This is a genomic window from Parapedobacter sp. ISTM3, assembly GCF_016533505.1.
GTDB lineage: Bacteria > Bacteroidota > Bacteroidia > Sphingobacteriales > Sphingobacteriaceae > Parapedobacter > Parapedobacter luteus.
Map to the genome: position 1 here is coordinate 74063 of NZ_JAENGN010000018.1, position 18712 is coordinate 92774.

General features: G+C 49.3%; 10 protein-coding genes. 9 read left to right on the forward strand and 1 reads right to left on the reverse strand.

The genetic code is table 11. The annotated features are described in order from the left end of the window. The first annotated feature begins 420 nt into the window (after positions 1-420). The 8 genes from JHJ32_RS19495 (at position 421) to JHJ32_RS19530 (ending at position 17550) form a co-directional block, all read left to right on the forward strand. On the forward strand, positions 421-3204 hold the full coding sequence (locus JHJ32_RS19495; RefSeq protein WP_200122100.1) for a M14 family zinc carboxypeptidase: 2784 nt from the start codon (positions 421-423) through the stop codon (positions 3202-3204). 343 nt (positions 3205-3547) lie between these two features. Then, entirely contained in the window at positions 3548-4444 is an 897-nt protein-coding gene (locus tag JHJ32_RS19500) for a hydroxypyruvate isomerase family protein (protein ID WP_200122101.1), read from the forward strand. Positions 4445-4631: 187 nt separating this feature from the next. Beyond that, positions 4632-8744, forward strand: coding sequence for a two-component regulator propeller domain-containing protein (locus JHJ32_RS19505; RefSeq protein ID WP_200122102.1), 4113 nt, complete (start codon positions 4632-4634; stop codon positions 8742-8744). A gap of 122 nt (positions 8745-8866) precedes the next feature. Continuing rightward, the gene (locus tag JHJ32_RS19510; RefSeq protein WP_233632767.1) at positions 8867-11950 is read left to right on the forward strand and encodes a TonB-dependent receptor; all 3084 of its coding nucleotides are present in this window, start codon (positions 8867-8869) and stop codon (positions 11948-11950) included. Between the two features lie 22 nt (positions 11951-11972). After that, positions 11973-13466 (forward strand): RagB/SusD family nutrient uptake outer membrane protein, encoded by a 1494-nt coding sequence (locus JHJ32_RS19515; protein ID WP_200122103.1) that lies wholly within the window; start codon positions 11973-11975, stop codon positions 13464-13466. Between the two features lie 5 nt (positions 13467-13471). Then, positions 13472-14521 carry a glycoside hydrolase family 130 protein gene (locus tag JHJ32_RS19520; RefSeq protein WP_200122104.1) on the forward strand — a complete coding sequence of 350 codons (1050 nt, stop codon included), beginning with the start codon at positions 13472-13474 and terminating at the stop codon, positions 14519-14521. 19 nt (positions 14522-14540) lie between these two features. Then, positions 14541-15797 carry an MFS transporter gene (locus JHJ32_RS19525; RefSeq protein ID WP_079718377.1) on the forward strand — a complete coding sequence of 419 codons (1257 nt, stop codon included), beginning with the start codon at positions 14541-14543 and terminating at the stop codon, positions 15795-15797. Beyond that, complete coding sequence (locus JHJ32_RS19530; protein WP_233632768.1) at positions 15790-17550, forward strand: hypothetical protein; 1761 nt, start codon at positions 15790-15792, stop codon at positions 17548-17550. Before JHJ32_RS19525 ends, JHJ32_RS19530 begins: the two co-directional genes overlap by 8 nt. Positions 17551-17680: 130 nt before the next feature. On the opposite strand, the gene JHJ32_RS19535 is transcribed toward JHJ32_RS19530, so the two are convergent. Further along, a complete protein-coding gene (locus tag JHJ32_RS19535) occupies positions 17681-18007 on the reverse strand; it encodes a hypothetical protein (protein ID WP_079718376.1) in 327 nt (108 codons plus the stop codon). 202 nt (positions 18008-18209) lie between these two features. Between JHJ32_RS19535 and JHJ32_RS19540 the strand changes: the two genes are divergently transcribed. Further along, positions 18210-18710, forward strand: coding sequence for a GNAT family N-acetyltransferase (locus JHJ32_RS19540; protein WP_079718375.1), 501 nt, complete (start codon positions 18210-18212; stop codon positions 18708-18710). Positions 18711-18712 lie beyond the last annotated feature (2 nt).

The following is an 18712-nucleotide window of genomic DNA, read 5'->3' on the forward strand; positions in this document are numbered from 1 at the left end:
GCGATAGCGGGCTATGCATTAGCCTTTAATGATTAACTAAGATGACGGAAATATGTTTTTCTTTAAACTTATGTAACTTAGTTTGTTGGGACGCTTGGAGTACGGAAGCCACTTTGTATGACCGTCCATGAGTCACGTTAAGCGGAAGGTTGGGCGGCCTAAAAAATGAAAGGTTTCCAAACGGGGAGAATGGAAACCTTTACTAACCAATTATAAACCTAAATTATGATGTAACAAAGATAGTGTATTTTTTACACTAACCAAAGAAAAATTGAAAATTTATCATTGATGGCATGACCGAAATATTTGTCGCTTTTTATCTCTTTGTTTGAAGTCAATGCAAACGCAAATGCCCTGTAAAACGAAGCGTATAAAAATGAGCGGTGTAATGTGTATATTGCTCCCAAATTTCCCAAAATTATGAAAAGGCCATTTATTCTATTAACCTCTGGCATGTTGCTGGCGTACATCGTTGGCTATGCGCAACCGATCGATGAGGTTTACAATCAAAAAATTAAGGAGTATACGACTGATGGGCGTTTTTTGCCTTCATCAGTGCTCAACCTGCTTGATGATCCTAGGGTGCCGTCGCCTTTGAAGCACTTCGGCGAAATTATCGGAGCGCCTGGCATCATGTATAATACAACACAGATTTATGGTTATTTCGATAAGCTTGCACAGACCTCTGGGCGAGTGAATATGATGCAAATCGGCATGACGGAAGAGGGCCGCCCATTACATTTGGTGGTTATTGCCGACGAGCATACAATGGAAAACCTGGATCAATATAAAGCCTTGCTCGCCAAATTGGCTGATCCCCGAAAAGTACAGGCTGGGGAAGCTGCCGCCATTATCAGTCAAGCCAAGCCGGTTTATTTCCTCAACGGCGGCTTGCACTCTCCCGAAACGGGATCCCCGCATATGCTCATGGAACTGGCCTATCGCTTGGCTACCGATACCGCTGCATACATAAAGGACATCCGTGAGCGGGTCATCACTATCATCAATCCAGTTTCTGAACCGGATGGCTGGGATAAGCAGACCGACTGGTACAACCGTTACACCAAATCCCGTACCGATTGGGATGACGGGATGCCGTCGCGGCCACCGTATTGGGGGAAATATACCGTGCATGACAACAATCGAGACGGCTTACAAATTTCCCAAGAACTCACTAAAGCTGCTTACCGAGTATATTATGAGTGGCATCCCACCGTGTTGCTCGACCTCCATGAATCCGTGCCTTTGCTTTATATTTCGGTCGGCACAGGGCCGTATAACGCTGATCTTGACCCAACGACGATCAATGAGTGGTCGTTGCTGGCTCAATATGAGATGACCCAGCTCGCGGCCCAAGGCCTTCCTGGCGTGTTTACGTGGGGTTTTTACGATGGATGGTATCCGGGATATCTCTTCTGGATAGCTAATAATCATAATAGTATTGGTCGCTTTTATGAGACATTTGGCAATGCTGGGTCAAATACCTTCTTGAGGGATATTGCCACAAGTAACTACGCCGGCAAGCCGGCAACGAGCCGTGAATGGTACCGACCTGAGCCCGCCACGGCAAAGGTCATCTGGTCCTTGCGGAACAACGTTAATTATATGCAGGCTGGCGTACTTGCTGGCCTGCGGTTTGCATCAATTAATGGAAAGACTTTGCTCGAAAATTTCTATCAAAAAGGAGTGAAAGCTATAGAAAAAGGTAAAACGGATACCTTAAAGGCGTTTATAATCCCTAAGACGCAGCGCGATCCGGGCATGGCTGCTTACTTGGTAAACCAATTGCGGGCGCAAGCTATTGAGGTGCATGAAGCCATATCCGGTGCAAACCGAGGGGATTACGTGGTAAAGCTGGACCAACCTTATCGCAACTTGGCTGTCTCGCTGTTGACCGAACAGCGATTTCCGAAAGACGCTGAATTTCCACCATATGATGATATTGCCTGGACGTTTGGTCTGTTGTACGGCGTGGATGTGCTGCAGACCAACGATGCAGATTTTTATCCGGACAACACGCTTAGGCTGTTGACGGAAAACGTGGTCTACAGAGGTAGTGTGCGCGGCACTGGATCGACTTATCTGATCCCTTACAGGGCTCAGCAAACTGTGCTTTCAAGCCTGTTCTGGCTTAAGGCAAACGACCCGAAGGTGGGCGTCGAGGTGCTGGACGCCGACGTGGTGCTGGGTGCAGACACCCTTGGTCGCGGTAGTGTGCTATTTAGCGGCTTAAATGCTTCGCGGGCGAGAGAACTTGCCGCCACGTTTGGCCTGGACCTGTTGGCTACCGATGAAACGATAAGCGCCGATAAACACCCCGTAAGTTTGCCGCGCATCGCAGTTTACCATAGCTGGTCATACACCCAGGATGAAGGATGGACACGTTTCACGTTTGAGCAACGGGGTATCCCCTACACGTCCATTGATAAGGATGATCTCAAACAAGGCCAGCTGAATGATCGCTTTGATGTTATTTTGGTGCCCCGCTTGCGCGGGGCGGGCAAGGATTTTATTCATGACGTCGATAGGAAGCTCGGCCCTATGCCATTTACCAAGACTAAGGACTATCCGTCCCACGGTTATCCCGATTCCACAGATGACATGACCGGCGGTCCTGGTTTTGACGGAGTAGCTAACCTGCATGCTTTTGTCAATAATGGAGGTGCTCTCATTGCTTTCGACAATTCTACCGCGATGTTGGCTGAGGTAGGGGTAGCTGAAGGGTTGAGCCAAAAATCCACGGCAAATATGCTACACCCCGGTTCGGTCGTGCAGGCACGTGCACGGGTTCCCTCTAGCCCCATTCTTTATGGTTATCCCGAATTGTTCCCTATCTTCCGTGGCAATGGACCGGTATTGCAGGTTGAAAGGCAACACAGGGATAGACTAGTCTTGCAATACGGCGCTCCTACCGCCAAGCAGGATATCGAATACACAGGTCCTATCTTGGGCTTGCAAGGAGCGCCAACGAAGCAGGCCGAAAAACCGAAAAATTATTCACCGAAGGATTATCCGTATGTGTTATCAGGTATGGTGCGTAATGAAGAGCTTATTCTCGGAGAAGGAGCCATCTTCAATGTGCCGGTCGGAAAAGGGCGTGTTGTGGGATTTACGTTTGATCCGCTACACCGCTACTTAAATCACCACGATGCGCCGATGGTATGGAATTCAATTATCAACTGGAACCATTTAGATAAAGAATAGATGTGCCATGAACACACATCCGCTAAGCAATGTGATCGAAAGAATCTGTAGCCCTCAGCCAATGACGACTGATTGGTTGTGAAAGGCGGCGGATAGAAAAAACGAAAGGTTTCCAAACGGGGAGAATGGAAACCTTTACTAACCAATTATAAACCTAAATTATGATACTGCAAAGGTAGTGTATTTTTTACACTATGCAAAATAAAATTTATTTTTTTGAAGTAGGCGTGGGTGGCTTAGAAAGATAATAACCATCACTGGGAAGCGATGACGGCAAACCGGCGAGAATTGCATTTCTGTATAACTTTCATTAAGTTTGGCACACATTGTAAAAAGACTGACCATGAAACCAGCAGCGCAAATATTGTCTAGGAGAAGTGCGCTAAAGACAGTGACGGTCTCGGGGGCTACAATATTGGCAAGCGGGGTGCTTCCTCACATCGCTGCTTCCAATGCAGCCCTTCCTCCGGTGTTGAAAGGTAAAATCAATCATTCGGTTTGTCGGTGGTGTTATCCGTCTATCCCTCTGCCAGATTTATGCCAAGCGGCAAAGGAAATAGGCATATCGGGCATTGATTTGGTAGGACCAGACGAGTGGCCCGTATTGCAGCAGTATGGCCTACACGCGGCCCTGCCACATGGAGCAGGACGAGGTATCACTGAAGGATTCAATGACACAAGACTCCATGACGAACTCGTAGCGAGTTATGAAGCGATGATTCCGAAGGTCGCTGCCGCTGGCTACAATCAGCTTATCTGTTTTTCGGGCAATCGTAATGGGCTAGATGACGAGCAAGGTATTAAAAACTGCGTCGCCGGTCTGAAACGGGTGATGGATACCGCTGAAAAATATGGCGTCACCCTGGTGATGGAATTGCTGAACAGCAAAGTTGACCACCCTGACTACCAATGCGACCATACGGCTTGGGGTGTAGCGGTATGTGACGAAATAGGGTCCAATCATTTTAAGCTACTTTATGATATTTACCATATGCAGATTATGGAAGGTAATATCATCGATACCATACAAAAGTATAATGCATACATCGCCCATTTTCATACCGCCGGCGTGCCTGGCAGAAATGAAATTGATAGCACGCAAGAACTCAATTACCCTGCGATAATGAGAGCTATTCAAGAGACGGGATTCAAAGGCTATGTAGCGCAAGAATTCATTCCAAAGCGGCCAAACGCACTAGCATCGCTAAAGCAGGCGATACAGATTTGCGACGGGGCATAAAAAAGTCTCCAAACGGGGAGGATGGAGACTTTTTAACTAACCAATTATAAACCTAAATTATGATGCCACAAAGATAGTGTAAAATGTACACTAAGCAAAAAAAATTTAAAAAAAAATTGTTTTCGGCGGTCTTGACATAAACAGGTTTTCTAGGTGTGATTCCGGTAAAGATCCTTATTTTTGAAATATGGGCGGTAGACTAACCTTTTCGGTTTTAGTAGTGTTGGGGGCGATCCTGGGGCATACTACTTACGCCCAGCATTTGAAGCCGGCCTATAACATTCATCAATTTGACAACCGATATGGGTTATCGAATAGCGCGGTTAACTGCCTACTTCATGATGCTGATGGAATGTTATGGATAGGTACATGGGACGGATTGAACCGTTATGACGGTAAAGACTTTCACGTTTTCAACTACCAGATCAAAGCTCGTTCACAAGGGTTAATTAGCAATATTGTGCAAGGGCTGGCTCAGGATCGTCAACGCCGGATATGGATCAGCACCGTCGAGGGGATTTCAAGTTATGACAAGTCGTCCGGCAGGTTCAAACATTATTTTTATCAGCCAGTTGCAAAGGGTATTCGGGAAGATGAGTTTGAGGTTGCCGTAGACACCGCCGGAGTGGTTTATGCCCGTACTCCACAGCACGGATTGGCGCGCTATGATGCGGGGCGCGATACATTTTTGGCATGCACCTTGCCCAGTGCTTCCGTACCGCTTACAAAAATCCAGATAGACTCATCTAATCGGCTTTGGACGCTTACGCAAACTGGCGAAGCTTTCGTCTATGAATTGGCTTCAACTGATACGTTTCGTTTGGTTTACCAGTTTCCCGTAAAACAGTACCCCATTACCGGGCTGCACGAGGCCAATGGTGCGATCTTCCTGAGCGATCGATTGGGCAATCTTTACCGTATCACCCCCGGTATGCTCAACTATCAGCATATCGCATCATTGGGGCACTCGGTTGGTACCATGGTATGGTATGATGATCGGTATTACATTGCGTTGGCGACCCAAGGTATACTGGCGTTGGACGCTTCGTTTGCTCCTCAGCCGCTGGATGCTGGCATTGGTGTGCTTAGGGCAATGAACGTGCGCGACTGGGCTGTCGGCAAGGATCAATTACTTTGGGTAGCCACTGATGGTAACGGGTTTGTCCGTGTGTCCCCGCGCAACAACCCTTTTTATACAATCTCGCCCGAGAGCATGGCTTCACGTGCCCCAGTGAGGGCGATATTGGAAGTAGACGGAGATCTCTGGGTAGGAACTAAGGGAGGTGGTATTGCTATCCTTCGCGATTTTGTGCCACAGCGTTCACATCAAGACAATTGGAGGCAGGTATCAACGACCAACAATTTGGTAAATAACGACGTTTTTGCCATTGTTGGCAGCCAAACGAAGGGCCTCGTATACATTGGTACCGATGGGCGTGGGATGGCCGTGTATGACCGCCGCCGACAAAAGCTATATAATTGGGATGCGTTGGAAGGGCACGAAAACTTTCCTGAATTCGGATCGGTTTATGCCATTGTCGAAGATCATGATGGGACATTATGGGTGGGGACAAGCGGTTACGGCCTGCTCCACCTCCGCGTGGATGAAACCGCGGCTGGTAGGATGCATGTCACCTTTATTCGGCAATATCAGAATGTTCCTCAAGGGGAAGGGCTTGCCAATGACATCGTGTACTCACTTTGCCTGGGATTGGATAACCAGCTCTGGGTGGCTTGTCGCTATGGGGGGCTGAGCTTGTTGGACAAAGCTACCGGTCACATTACCAATTTTAAGGCCTTCACCTATGTGGGCAGTCTGTCAAATAACGACGTATTGTCGCTGTATCGCGATCAGCGCGATCGGCTGTGGGTAGGGACCAGTTTTGGGCTTAATTGGATATCGTTGCATGATGTAAACGACAGCGTTCCTGCATTTCAGCGAATTACTGCAGCAGATGGCCTCCCCAACAATACTATTCACGCAATTACTTCAGATGAGGAGGGGCACATCTGGATTAGCACGAATAAAGGGTTGGCACGTATTCAGCCTGAAAGCGGCTTGGTTGTGCAGTTTCAGCAAAACGACGGCCTGCAGAGCGCCGAATTCAGCGACGGGGCGGTTTGGAAAGATCCCCTTGGCTTCCTTTATTTCGGGGGCATTTACGGGCTCAACTATTTCCAGCCGCAGCAAATTCCTAATGATACGGATCTCCCCAATTTGGTCATCCAGCGTCTTCAACTTGGTGGTTGGCGTATGGGAGATGCTGAATATCAGGTGTTACAACCGAATGGTGGCACGCCACCATTGTTTACGTTGTCTCGCAATCAGAACTATTTTTCGGCAGAAATCCATGCATTGAGCCACCTTCAAGCTGATAAGTGTGCCTATGCCTGGTTACTGGAGGGCCACGATATCGAATGGCAATATCATGGTGCAGACGGGAAGATTAGCTACAGCAATGTGCCGCCAGGCAGCTATCGGCTATTGGTCAAGTGGTCAAACGGTAGTGGGGTGTGGACGGCCGCTACGCCGATGCTCGATGTGCATATTTCTCCATATTGGTGGCTGACATGGCCCGCACTCTTGACGGCAGCTTTTGTTTTGGTATCCATCGGTTATTGGCTGTACAACAACCACAAGAACAGGTTGGAAATTCAGCATCGCCTGCAATTGGAGCTCAGCTTGCGGGAGAAAGACGAAGCGTTGCACGAAAACCAGCTAAACTTTTTTACCAACATCGCACATGAATTACAAACGCCGCTCACGCTGGTTATGGGAGTCGCCGAACAACTGGAGAATGCCCCGTCCGTATCCCAGCCTGCCAAGCGTCAGGCGCTCATCGCTATGTTGCGGCAGCAGGCTTCGCGCCTCACCTATTTGGTGCAGCAATTGCTCGAATTCCGTAAAGCCGAGGCCGGTCACCTACAAACAGATTATCGTCAGCTCGACGTGACGGCACTGCTGACCAACCTTTGCCAGCTTTTCGAGCCGATGAGTGAGCAGCAGCATATTACTTACGAGTACCATGTGCCAGACGGACTGCAGTTGGCCACAGATAGCGACAAACTGGAAAAAATCACATTTAACCTCCTGTCTAATGCATTCAAGCATGCCGGTTCGCATGAGCACATCGTGTTTTCGGCCTCGCTGAATAAATCGCTACGGATCCTCCAGTTGCAGGTATCCAATTCTGGCTGCCAGTTGGCACCCGGCGAAGCCCTACGCATCTTCGAAAAATTCCAGACCGGAAAGACACACAATGCCGGGCATTATAGTACAGGTATTGGCCTAGCGTTTACCAAAGAATTGGTGAGTTTGCTCGCCGGTGAAATCAAAGCGACAATTGCGGAGGGGTGGATTACCTTCCGCGTTGCATTACCCATTCCTGCGGCGAATGACCATCAGGCCGCTGACGAGCCTTCGCGCTACCTTCCATCGATCTATGCCGAAATGGCAACGCCTGCTGCACCGTCTTTACTCAACGCCGCCGACTACAATAAAGTAGCGCTGTTGGAGAAGCTGACCGAAGCACATAAACGAACAGTTCTTGTTGTTGAGGACGAGCAGGATATCCGCTATCTGATTCGGGAGGTGCTCAAGCCTTATTACATTATTTATGAGGCTACTGATGGCATGGAGGCAATCGGGGTCATCCGCAATCATCCGCCGGACCTCATCATTAGTGATGTGATGATGCCTGGCATGGACGGCCTTTCCCTCTGCCAGAAAGTTAAGAACGCTCCGTCCACCTGTCATATTCCCTTTGTTATCCTATCGGCGAAGGGCGCTCTTGAGCAACGTAATGAGGGCTACGAGGTAGGCGCTGACGCCTATATTGCCAAGCCGTTTCATGGCAGCCATCTACTTATACGCATCAAAAATTTGTTTGAGCAACAACATCGCTTACACCAACGGCTCCGGCATGCTGACTCAGTTGAAAACCTCGTCCATACGGGTAATCCCGAACAAGATGATTTTCTGGAAGCGCTGGTTGCACAAATTATGAAACACCTGGAGAATCCAGCGTTGAATGCAGGCATCTTGGAAGAAGCGTTGTCCATGAGTAAGATGCAACTTTATCGCAAGCTAAAGACCATTAGCGGAATGACTCCTTCGGAGTTTATCCGCCATGTTCGGCTCAAGCAGGCCACGCACCTGCTGGCTACTACCGAACTTACTGTTACTGAAATCTTCTACCAAATAGGCTTCAACAACCAGTCGTATTTTTTCCGTGAATTCAAGAAGCACTACGGCTGCTCGCCAAATGAATACCGTTCTAGGCTTCAAATCAATTCTTAACTATTTGTTCATCAGCATTTTGCTTGAAAGTACATAAAAATGCAACTATAGTGTAATACACGTGTTGTATTCCGCTGTTACATTTGCCCTTGCCAGTTATACATATATTAAATTTATGACGAATGGAACCAATTAAACGATTATTCCGCAAGCCCATGCTGCTTGTTTGCATGCTGTACAGTATGGTATTTCAGCCTGCTTTGGCTCAGCCATCTATTAGTGGCCGGGTCGCCGATGAAAGCGGTATGCCCCTTGCCGGTGCAACAGTGGAGATAAAAGGGGGGGAGCAGAAAACCAGCACGGGCGAAGACGGCCGCTTCACGATTCCCGCGTCGCCGGGACAAGTTCTGGTCGTTAGCTACATTGGCTACACGCCCCAGGAAATAACAGTAGGAAATCAGACTACAATCAACGCAACGTTACAGCCCTCCGCCAATGACTTGGATGAAGTAGTCATTGTAGGGTATACGAGCCAGCGCCGTACGGACATTTCCGGAGCTATTGGAAGTGTGGATATGGCAGCTGCATCCAAACGGCGTGTTCCAGACATCGGTCAGATGTTGCAAGGACAGGTCGCGGGGGTGCAGGTGAGCCAATCTACCGGTGCACCAGGGGATCCTATCGATATTCGCATCCGCGGCGTAGGAACAATTGGCAGCAACGACCCATTATACATCATCGACGGGGTGCCTTCTACCAACTTCACCTTTATCAACCCCCAAGACATTGAGTCTATGAATGTCTTGAAAGATGCTTCTGCTGCCGCCATGTACGGTGCGCGGGCCGCTGCCGGTGTGGTAGTCATCACAACGAAGCAAGGTAAAGCTGGTAAGACGACCTTGGATATCAATTATTTCAACGGCATACAACGTGTTGCCGAACTCCCCACTATGCTTAATACGCAACAATATCTCGGTAAATTGGAAGAGGCTTGGAATAATGCTGGATATAGCGGGACTAATCCTTACACTGCCGATAGGGCCCGTACGGATCTGGCGAACACAAATTGGCTGGATGAGCTCTTTGAGACGGGACATTCGCAGAACATCCAGGTTACAGCAAGCGGTGGTACTGATAAGACACGATATCTCCTCTCCGGGGGATATTACCGCCAGAACGGCATCGTTGTATTTGACAATGATAAGTATCAGCGGTTTAATTTCCGCACCAACGTTAACAGCGATTTATCTGAGCGCTTGCGCATCGGAACGAATGTACAGTTATCTTATGAGCAGCGGAGCCCGCTCTCCTCGCGAGGAGATGCTCCCGGTATCATCCGGCATGCCTTGCTCCGCCCGCCGGTACTCAGCGTATATAAAGATCCCTCGGACCCGAATTATAGAGCGGATGATCCGTTTACTGATCTGCCTTTCTATGAGGGTGTTGGTGCCGACCAGCGTAGTAAATACGAACTTACCTCCAATCCCGTAGCGTTGGCTTATTTTACCGACAATACCCGCACACAGTTTAAGACGTTCGGCAATGTGTTTGCTGAGTTTGATGTGTTGCGCGATAAATCGTTGACGTTTAAAACCAATTTTGGGGTAGATATTAACTTCAACCACAATAAGGCGTTCTTCCGTAATTTCGGTGACGACGACGGAGGAGGTAACGAGGTGGATAAAGGGCTGGGACGTCAGAATCGGCCAAATACGCTCAACGAGGATCGTGGCGACGACTTTACATTTACATGGAACAACACACTCGCCTATAATAAGACATTTGGTGGCAGGCATGTGTTCAGTGCATTGGCGGGAACAGAGTTTATTCGGTTTACGGGATCATCCATCAATGCGTCGCGTAGCCGGTTTGAATATGAAGACAATGCCTTTCGGTACATAGACCTTGGCGGTACTGAGCTTGATCTTTGGAACGGTGGTATCGGCTCGGAGTGGGCGCTATTCTCACTGTTTGGAACCGCTACTTACGTGTTTGATGGGCGCTATCTGCTGACAGCCAACCTCCGTGCCGACGCTTCATCCCGCTTTGGCCAAAATAATCAGTGGGGGTATTTTCCATCGGTATCGGCGGGCTGGGTTATTTCACGCGAAGCATTTATGCAGGATGTGAATTGGCTAGCTAACCTTAAACTTCGTCTAAGTACCGGTTCGTTAGGTAATCAGGCTTCGTTGGGCAACTACGACTACATGACCTTGTACCGTAGAGACGGGGAAAACTTTGTCGTTGCCCGTTATGGAAATCCCGACCTACGATGGGAAAGTACTACCCAGCATAACGTCGGGTTGGATGTTGGTCTATTAAACAACAGGTTGACTTTTACGGCAGACTATTTCATCAAGCAGACTAAGGACATCTTGCTTCCCATCAGCTTGCCTAGTCTTGGCGGCGATGTCGATCCCACGGTCGTCAATGCCGGTGAGGTACGTAATGCCGGTTTGGAATTTGGAGTCGGTTACCGGGGAGCCACATCCGGCGGGTTCAGCTACGCTGTAAATGCCAACCTCGCTACGCTGACTAACGAAGTGAGGAAGCTGCATACCAACTTACCTTATATTTCCGGCACGGTCAGCCGTACGCAGGTGGGCCAGCCGCTAAACGCTTATTACGGCTTCGTCATGGAAGGTATTTACCAGAATACGGCTGAAATCGGCCAGCACTTGCATGGCACTGCCAATCCTGCGGCCGTGCCGGGCGATATTCGCTTTCAGGATCTAAACGGTGATGGGATTATCAATGATATGGATCGCACTTTTATCGGTAGTCCTATTCCGGATCTCACCTATGGTGTCAACCTGTCCGCTGCCTGGAAAGGATTTGACTTGTCCGTGTTGGTGCAGGGCGTGGCCGGAGTAGACCGCTACAACGATGCAAAAAAGATCCTCGATTATGATACGCGTCCTTTCAATTATACGACCGCCGTGCTGGGCAGCTGGAATGGCGAAGGAAGCACGAACAGCATTCCACGGGTGAGTTTTACCGACAACGGCAGTAGTCGCATTTCCAGCATCTTCGTGGAAGATGCATCGTATATGAGGCTGAAAAACGTAGAATTGGGTTACTCTTTTGGTAACCTGCTACAGCAAACTCGATGGGGAGTGCAGAACATCCGGCTGTACGCATCGGGTCAAAACCTCTTTACGCATACCAACTACACGGGTTTGGACCCAGAATCGACTGATTTAATGGATATGGGCACTTACCCAGTATCCCGGGCATTCCTGTTTGGCATTAATGTAACGTTTTAACGAATTCTAAAGGCAGAAGAAAATGAAACTGACATTCCCTATACGCATTGCCACGGCCTGTATGGTCGTAGTGCTTAGTAGCTGCGATAAATATCTCGACCGTCCGCCTATTGGGCAGATAAACGAGGACATGATTACAACCGATCCGTCTGTTACGACAGTAACCGCATTAGCCGATGCAGCCTATGTGCCGCTTTCAAGTACGCTTAACCTGTTGGGCGATTGGGCTTGGAACGACGGGCTTGTCATCCGCAACGATTTTATCATTGAAGACATCGCTTCTGGCGACATGTTGAAAAAATGGGCGCCGGACGGGGACCAGGCATGGATGGATGAGGTGAGTTCTTTTAATTTTACCGCGCAGAACCCGGCCTTCAACGGTACGTGGGCATATGCATTTGAGGGTATCACGAGGGCCAATCGTGCCATTGCGCAGTTAGAAAACCAAGAACTCATGGCACAGATAGGTATGGATGCCGCGCTGCGAAACCGGCTTTTAGGTGAACTGTATTTCCTCAGGGCCTTCAACTATTTCGATTTGGTAGTCAACTTCGGGGACACGCCGTTGCTGCTCCAGCCATTTACTGATTTTAATGAAATCTACGAAGCTGCCAAGCGTGTGCCCAAAGAAGAGATCTGGCAGCAGATACAGACGGATTTGGTCAATGCGGAAGGGTTGCTGCCCGCTGGTAAATATGCAGATGCAAACGCTCCGTGGCGCGTATCGCAGGGAGCGGTGCTGGCCTTGCAGGCCAAAGTAGCCCTTTACAATGGACGGTGGCAGCAGGTCGTAGACAAGGTAGCTGAACTTGAGCAACTCGGGTATTATCACCTCAATGCTAATTATTTTGATAACTTCGACGTGGGCAAGGAATTTGCCGAAAATGAAGTTGTCTTTGCCTACGATCATCGGCAGGGCGTGGTGCCGCGCCGGGGCAACGGCCTCACAGCATTGATGGGTTGGGGCTTTGTGGCGCCATCGGCAGATTTCTTAGCCGAATTTGAGCCAAACGACCCGCGGCTCGCTTATACCGTGGACACCGAAAACCAAAACATTTATAAACTACTAGGTGCCACCAATGGCGGAAACAAAGGCAACGAGGATGCTCCTAACAACCGGATTTTCATACGTTGGGCCGATATTTTACTCTGGAAAGCCGAAGCCCTCAACGAATTGGGCAACTATCCAGCGTCCATATCCATTATCAATGAAGTGCGCGCACGCGCGCGTACCACGCCGACAATCGATGGGGGCCAAGCGCCCGCAGGTACGTTGCCCGCCCGTAGTACGGCTGTGACTGATCCGGCACAAATCAAGCAATGGCTTATCCATGAACGCCGGGTAGAACTTGGCTTTGAGTCGCACCGGCTAAGCGACCTGCGCCGCTGGCAATTGGCCGAAGTGGTACTCACGGCCCTTGGCAAAAATTTCAGGCCGTACAATTACCTATATCCCATTCCTCAGAATGAAGTAGATAAATCTGGCGGAACCATTGTACAAAACGAAGGTTATTGATCAATATGCAGACATACGACATTTCCAACCGATTTGAACAAAATCCCCTGCTGTCGCCGGCGGACCTCCAGCCCTCCATGGCGGGGCTGGAGATTGCCTGCTTGCTCAACCCTGGCGTATTCCGGTACGGCGGCAAAATCTGGCTGGTCGTGCGGGTAGCTGAGCGGCCTCCGCAGCAAGCCGGTATCATCTCCTTCCCCGTGCTAAAGCCTAACGGTGATATGGAGATTATTAAACTCGATGAAGCAGACCCAGAACTGGACGCTGCTGACCCGCGCGTCATTAACTTCCGTGGCACCGACTACCTGACTACATTGTCGCACCTACGTTTATTGAGTAGTGAAGACGGTATCCATTTTAAGGAAGAGCCTGGCTATGGGCCGCTTTGGGGGCAGGGTGTGTACGAGACCTTCGGTATAGAGGACTGCCGCGTGAGCCAGCTTGCCGATGAATACTACCTCACTTTTACCGCTGTATCACCCAATGGTGTGTCCGTGGGTCTACGTACCACGCGCGATTGGCGCTCGTTTCACCGCCACGGGCTAATTTTTCCACCTCACAATAAAGACTGCGCGATTTTCGAAGAAAAAATTGGCGGACGGTATTATGCCTTCCATCGCCCCAGCAGTGTGGACATTGGAGGTAATTACATCTGGTTGGCTAGCTCACCCGATGGTATCCATTGGGGTGGCCATCGGCTGCTGGCTCGCACGCGTAGCGGATATTGGGATAGCCAACGGGTCGGTGCTGGGGCGGCTCCCATCCGCACCGATCGGGGCTGGCTGGCTATCTATCACGGTGCTGATGCCAATCATCGGTATTGCCTTGGGGCGCTGTTGCTCGGTCTGGAAGACCCTTCCACGGTCATTGGCCGCACCGAGCACCCCATTATGGAACCCACGGCGCCATATGAAACTACTGGCTTTTTTGGGCATGTGGTGTTTACAAACGGCCATGTGGTGGATGGCGACAGGCTCACGATCTATTATGGAGCGGCAGACGAGCATGTTTGCGGTGCCAGCTTCTCCATCCGTGAAATCTTATCACAGCTTTGACGACCCAATACAGACATTCATGTTAAAAAAACTTAGGGCAGAAGTAGCCCATTTCCGGCAGCAGCCGCTCAATTTTCGAGTGTTGGTGCTTACTAACCTTATTTATGCATTCGTGCTACCGGTGATTGATATTTTCGTGGCCGCTTATGTAATGCGGAATTCCAATGACCCAGTTAAAGTGGTGGTATACCAGCTAACGATTTATACGGGCATTCCGCTCACCTTCTTGCTTAATGGTTACCTGCTTAACCGTTTTAATATCAAGACGCTTTATTCTGTGGGAATGATGCTCAGCGCCGTTTCAATGACCATCATGATGTCACTAAAAACGCTTGACCTAGCCGGTATCGCTATAGCTGGCCTTACAATGGGTATGTCCTTTGGTTTTTACTGGGCAAACCGTGATTACCTTGCGCTGGCGATTACTCATGATGGTAATCGTAACTACTATTATGGTCTTGAGACTTTTTTCTACACGATAATAGCCGTACTGGTGCCTGTGGGTATCGGTTGGTTTATCGAATTTGTTGGGCTTTCCGGGGGTGAGGCCAATGTGGCCTACCGTATAGTTACTGGTGCCGTGTTTGTCACTACCGTATTGGCCTCGGTCATGTGTTTCCGCGGCACATTTGCCAATCCCGTTCAACGACGGTTTATTTATTTCAGGTTTCATCCGCAGTGGAATAGGTTACTCATCTTAGCAGCGCTTAAGGGGCTTGCCCAAGGATTTCTTGTCACGGCACCAGCGATGCTCATCATGCGGCTTGTAGGGCAGGAGGGTGCACTGGGAACCGTGCAATCTGCGGGGGCCGTTGTGGCCGCCATCATCATGTATGTATTGGGGCGGCGTGCTCAGCCTTCACACCGGCTGGCTATATTCGCGTTTGGCCTGGTCTGCTTTGCGCTGGCGGCTATAATCAACGGAATCATGTATAACGCATTTGGTGTGTTGCTGTTTATGCTGTTCCTTCTTATTGCCAAGCCATTGCTCGATCTCGCCTATTTCCCCATCCAGTTCAGCGTCATTGATATTGTCAAGCGAATCGAAAACCGTAGTGAATTTGCTTATATTCTCAATCACGAGGCTGGTTTGTATATCGGACGCTTCATAGGGGCCTTCACCTTTATCTTGCTGGCATGGTATTTCAGTGAGGAAGCCGCTCTACGGTATGCCATCATTTTGATCGCCTTGTTACAATTATGCTCTATTTTTGTAGCTAAGCAGTTGCTGAAAGGCAATGCCCAGCTCCGTAAACAATTATCAACTCATGAATAAATCGATTATGTACAGATACGCCTGTTATATAGCCGTTATTGGCTTACTGCTGTTTTCTTGTAAGCACCAATCCGATATTCAAGGTATTCCGGCTGTGCAACAAGGCATTGCGCAAGTGGACTCCATGGCTGCTGTGCCACAGCCTCTCCAGATCATTGATTGGTACCGATTGGCGAAGGCTTACGACAGCACGGTCTATGATTTCGCCGCAGCGGACCCATACTGGCCACTGGTTTGGTGGGACAGCACCGCTCGGAATTTTGATCAACCGGTAATTGGGCTTTATACAGCCATGGGCGATGTCAGGCAGGGGGCGCATGCCCACCAAGGGATGTTTCACGAATCGCTGGCCACTATGGGCGGCGTACTTGGGGCCACGCTGATAGGTATTGACAAGAGTAATCAGGATGGGCTCAATTATGTAAGTATGCTGAAAAATTACTTTAATCGTGAGACCGGTTGGAATATTATGATGAACAACACAGCACCGGAAGTGGCGCTGTTAGGTGGCGGCTATGGCCGCGACTGGTGGTACGATGTATATCCCAATGTGCTGTTTTATGCCATCTATGACCGATATCCGGATGAGCCAGGCTTCGATACCCTTGCTCGGCAGGTGGCTGAACAATTCTATAAGGCAGACTCAGTGCTGGCCGGAAATTACAGCCATACTTTTTTTGACTATGCCAAGCTTACACCTCAGACCAATTGGATCTGCGCCCAGGAAGATGCAGCCGCTGGCCATGCTTGGGTGCTTTATGCTGCCTATCGGAAGTTCGGTGACGAGCGCTATCTTCAGGCAGCAAAGCGTGCGCAACAGGCCCTTGAGTCGCAAACTGAAAATCGCTTTTACGAAATCCTGATGCCCTATGGCGCTTATACCGCTGCACGTATGAATGCCGAAGCTGGCACGCAGTTCGATGTAGGCAAAATCCTCGATTGGACATTTAGCGGCACCTCGGTATGCCGTCAAGGGTGGGGCGTGTTAGTAGGCCAGTGGAATGGCTTTGATATTTCAGGTATTGTGGGCAGCACCGTAGACCATGGGGGCTATGGTTTTCTGATGAATACATTTGATACGGCCATTCCCTTGGTGCCGCTAGTCCGTTATGATCAGTCGTATGCCGCCGCCATTGGCAAATGGATGCTGCACGCCGCTAATGCTTCGCGATTGTTTTATCCGCAGTATATACCTGCAAAACACCAGACCATACCCCAGCTTGCTGAGGCGACAAAAGGCGTCATCGGTTATGAGGGGTTGGTTAAGGAATCCACTTTTGACCGTTATAAACATATTCCTGCGCCTGTTGCGCAAGGCGATGGCCCTAATTGGGTGCCGGGTGAAAATCCCGAAGTGTCGCAGTTCAGCGTTTACGGAAGTGCCCATGTGGGGATATTTGGAAGCATTATCCGGCCTACGGATGTATCCGGTATTTTACAGCTTGATTTGCTGGCGACCGATTTTTTCCGGGACAAGGCTTACCCCAGTTACCTTTATTACAACCCCTATGACGAAGTAAAGGAAGTCACGGTAAACATTCCGTCTACTGGTGGCCACGTAGACCTGTATGATGCCGTGCAAGGCCGGTTTATCACACGTGGAGTGTCGGGCACTGCAGGCCTGTCACTTACGCCGAAGGGTGCGGCGGTGTTGGTAGCCGTTCCTGCTGGAGCGACCATCCAGCAAAAGGATGGTAAATTGCTTGCTGATGGCGTGGTGATAGACTATCAATTCAGGGCAGAGGGGCAATAAGGCTGTTACGGCAGCTAGCAGCTGTCAATGCAATAACGTGCCCGGCATACTTCACAAACCATGAGCCCGGCGCTCGATACGCTAACGTATTACAAATTTGTGTATACTATTTGGTAGGACGGTATCTGTTTTAGATGTCGTCCACCCTCCCGCTGTGTGGCCTTGTCACCTTGGCGAGATTAAAACGACGGGAACGCTCACTACCTATGCCATTGATCAAACCCTTTTCATAAAGCGCCGTGAGTATACGTTTGCTTTGCTCCAAGCAAAAATCAGTGGATAGACTTCCATCCAAAGACGCCCAGTGTTTGGCCACTTCCTCTGCGGTACCTTCACCCAGATCGGCCAGCGAAAACACGACCTGCCGATCGATACGGTCATCCCGATCGTAATTGGCCGGAACTTGTAACGGCTGAGCGAAGAAATATTCCTCCGAGTTTGTTTCCTGTTTTTTCATTTCGATGAACAAATGCTTTTTTTTAGAACGGTAAATAGTGAAAAAGGTTTGGTTTCTCTTTATGTTGGAATCGGTTCACTGCCCCGTTTGCTTCGGTACTATCGGTAAGGCCGTATATACGCCTGTCTTTGGCGATGCCTCTAAAATTTTACATCCTTACACGAAGTTTCTTTAGATTTGTGTTTTAAATCAAGCGTCCGGTATGAAATCAACACCGATCCTAAGGCTGTTCGACGAAGCAGACTTTTCTTGGTTGAAAAGATGGGTGACCTCGGCCGAATTGCTGGTACAATTTGCAGGTACCGAATTTGAATATCCGCTTACACTTAACCAGCTTACCGCGTATCAGTCCATGTATCCCACCAGGCGGTTCTATGTCGCGATGTTGGAGGATACCCCATTTGCCTTCGGCGAAATCATACCTCAGGAAAGCGGACACCCAAGGCTTGGTCGTATACTTGTAGGCGAAATTTCAATGCGTGGTTTGGGGTTAGGAAGCAAATTTGTGGCGGCGTTACTGGAAGAATGCCGGCGACTGTACTATTGCCATAGTGTAGATTTGAATGTGTGGGATGAAAACACGGCCGCAATACGGTGTTATGAAAAAGTAGGTTTCGTATTCAGCCCGGACGAGCGGTTTGTTCTGCATGCTTTAGGGAGAACTTATAACATTCGTAAGATGACTTGGCACCATTGTGATTAAAC

Bases quoted from the DNA above. Each gene is read 5' to 3' on its own strand.
- JHJ32_RS19495 (WP_200122100.1), top strand. From the start codon at position 421: ATGAAAAGGCCATTTATTCTATTAACCTCTGGCATGTTGCTGGCGTAC.
- JHJ32_RS19500 (WP_200122101.1), top strand. From the start codon at position 3,548: ATGAAACCAGCAGCGCAAATATTGTCTAGGAGAAGTGCGCTAAAGACA.
- JHJ32_RS19505 (WP_200122102.1), top strand. From the start codon at position 4,632: ATGGGCGGTAGACTAACCTTTTCGGTTTTAGTAGTGTTGGGGGCGATC.
- JHJ32_RS19510 (WP_233632767.1), top strand. From the start codon at position 8,867: ATGGAACCAATTAAACGATTATTCCGCAAGCCCATGCTGCTTGTTTGC.
- JHJ32_RS19515 (WP_200122103.1), top strand. From the start codon at position 11,973: ATGAAACTGACATTCCCTATACGCATTGCCACGGCCTGTATGGTCGTA.
- JHJ32_RS19520 (WP_200122104.1), top strand. From the start codon at position 13,472: ATGCAGACATACGACATTTCCAACCGATTTGAACAAAATCCCCTGCTG.
- JHJ32_RS19525 (WP_079718377.1), top strand. From the start codon at position 14,541: ATGTTAAAAAAACTTAGGGCAGAAGTAGCCCATTTCCGGCAGCAGCCG.
- JHJ32_RS19530 (WP_233632768.1), top strand. From the start codon at position 15,790: ATGAATAAATCGATTATGTACAGATACGCCTGTTATATAGCCGTTATT.
- JHJ32_RS19535 (WP_079718376.1), bottom strand. From the start codon at position 18,007: ATGAAAAAACAGGAAACAAACTCGGAGGAATATTTCTTCGCTCAGCCG.
- JHJ32_RS19540 (WP_079718375.1), top strand. From the start codon at position 18,210: ATGAAATCAACACCGATCCTAAGGCTGTTCGACGAAGCAGACTTTTCT.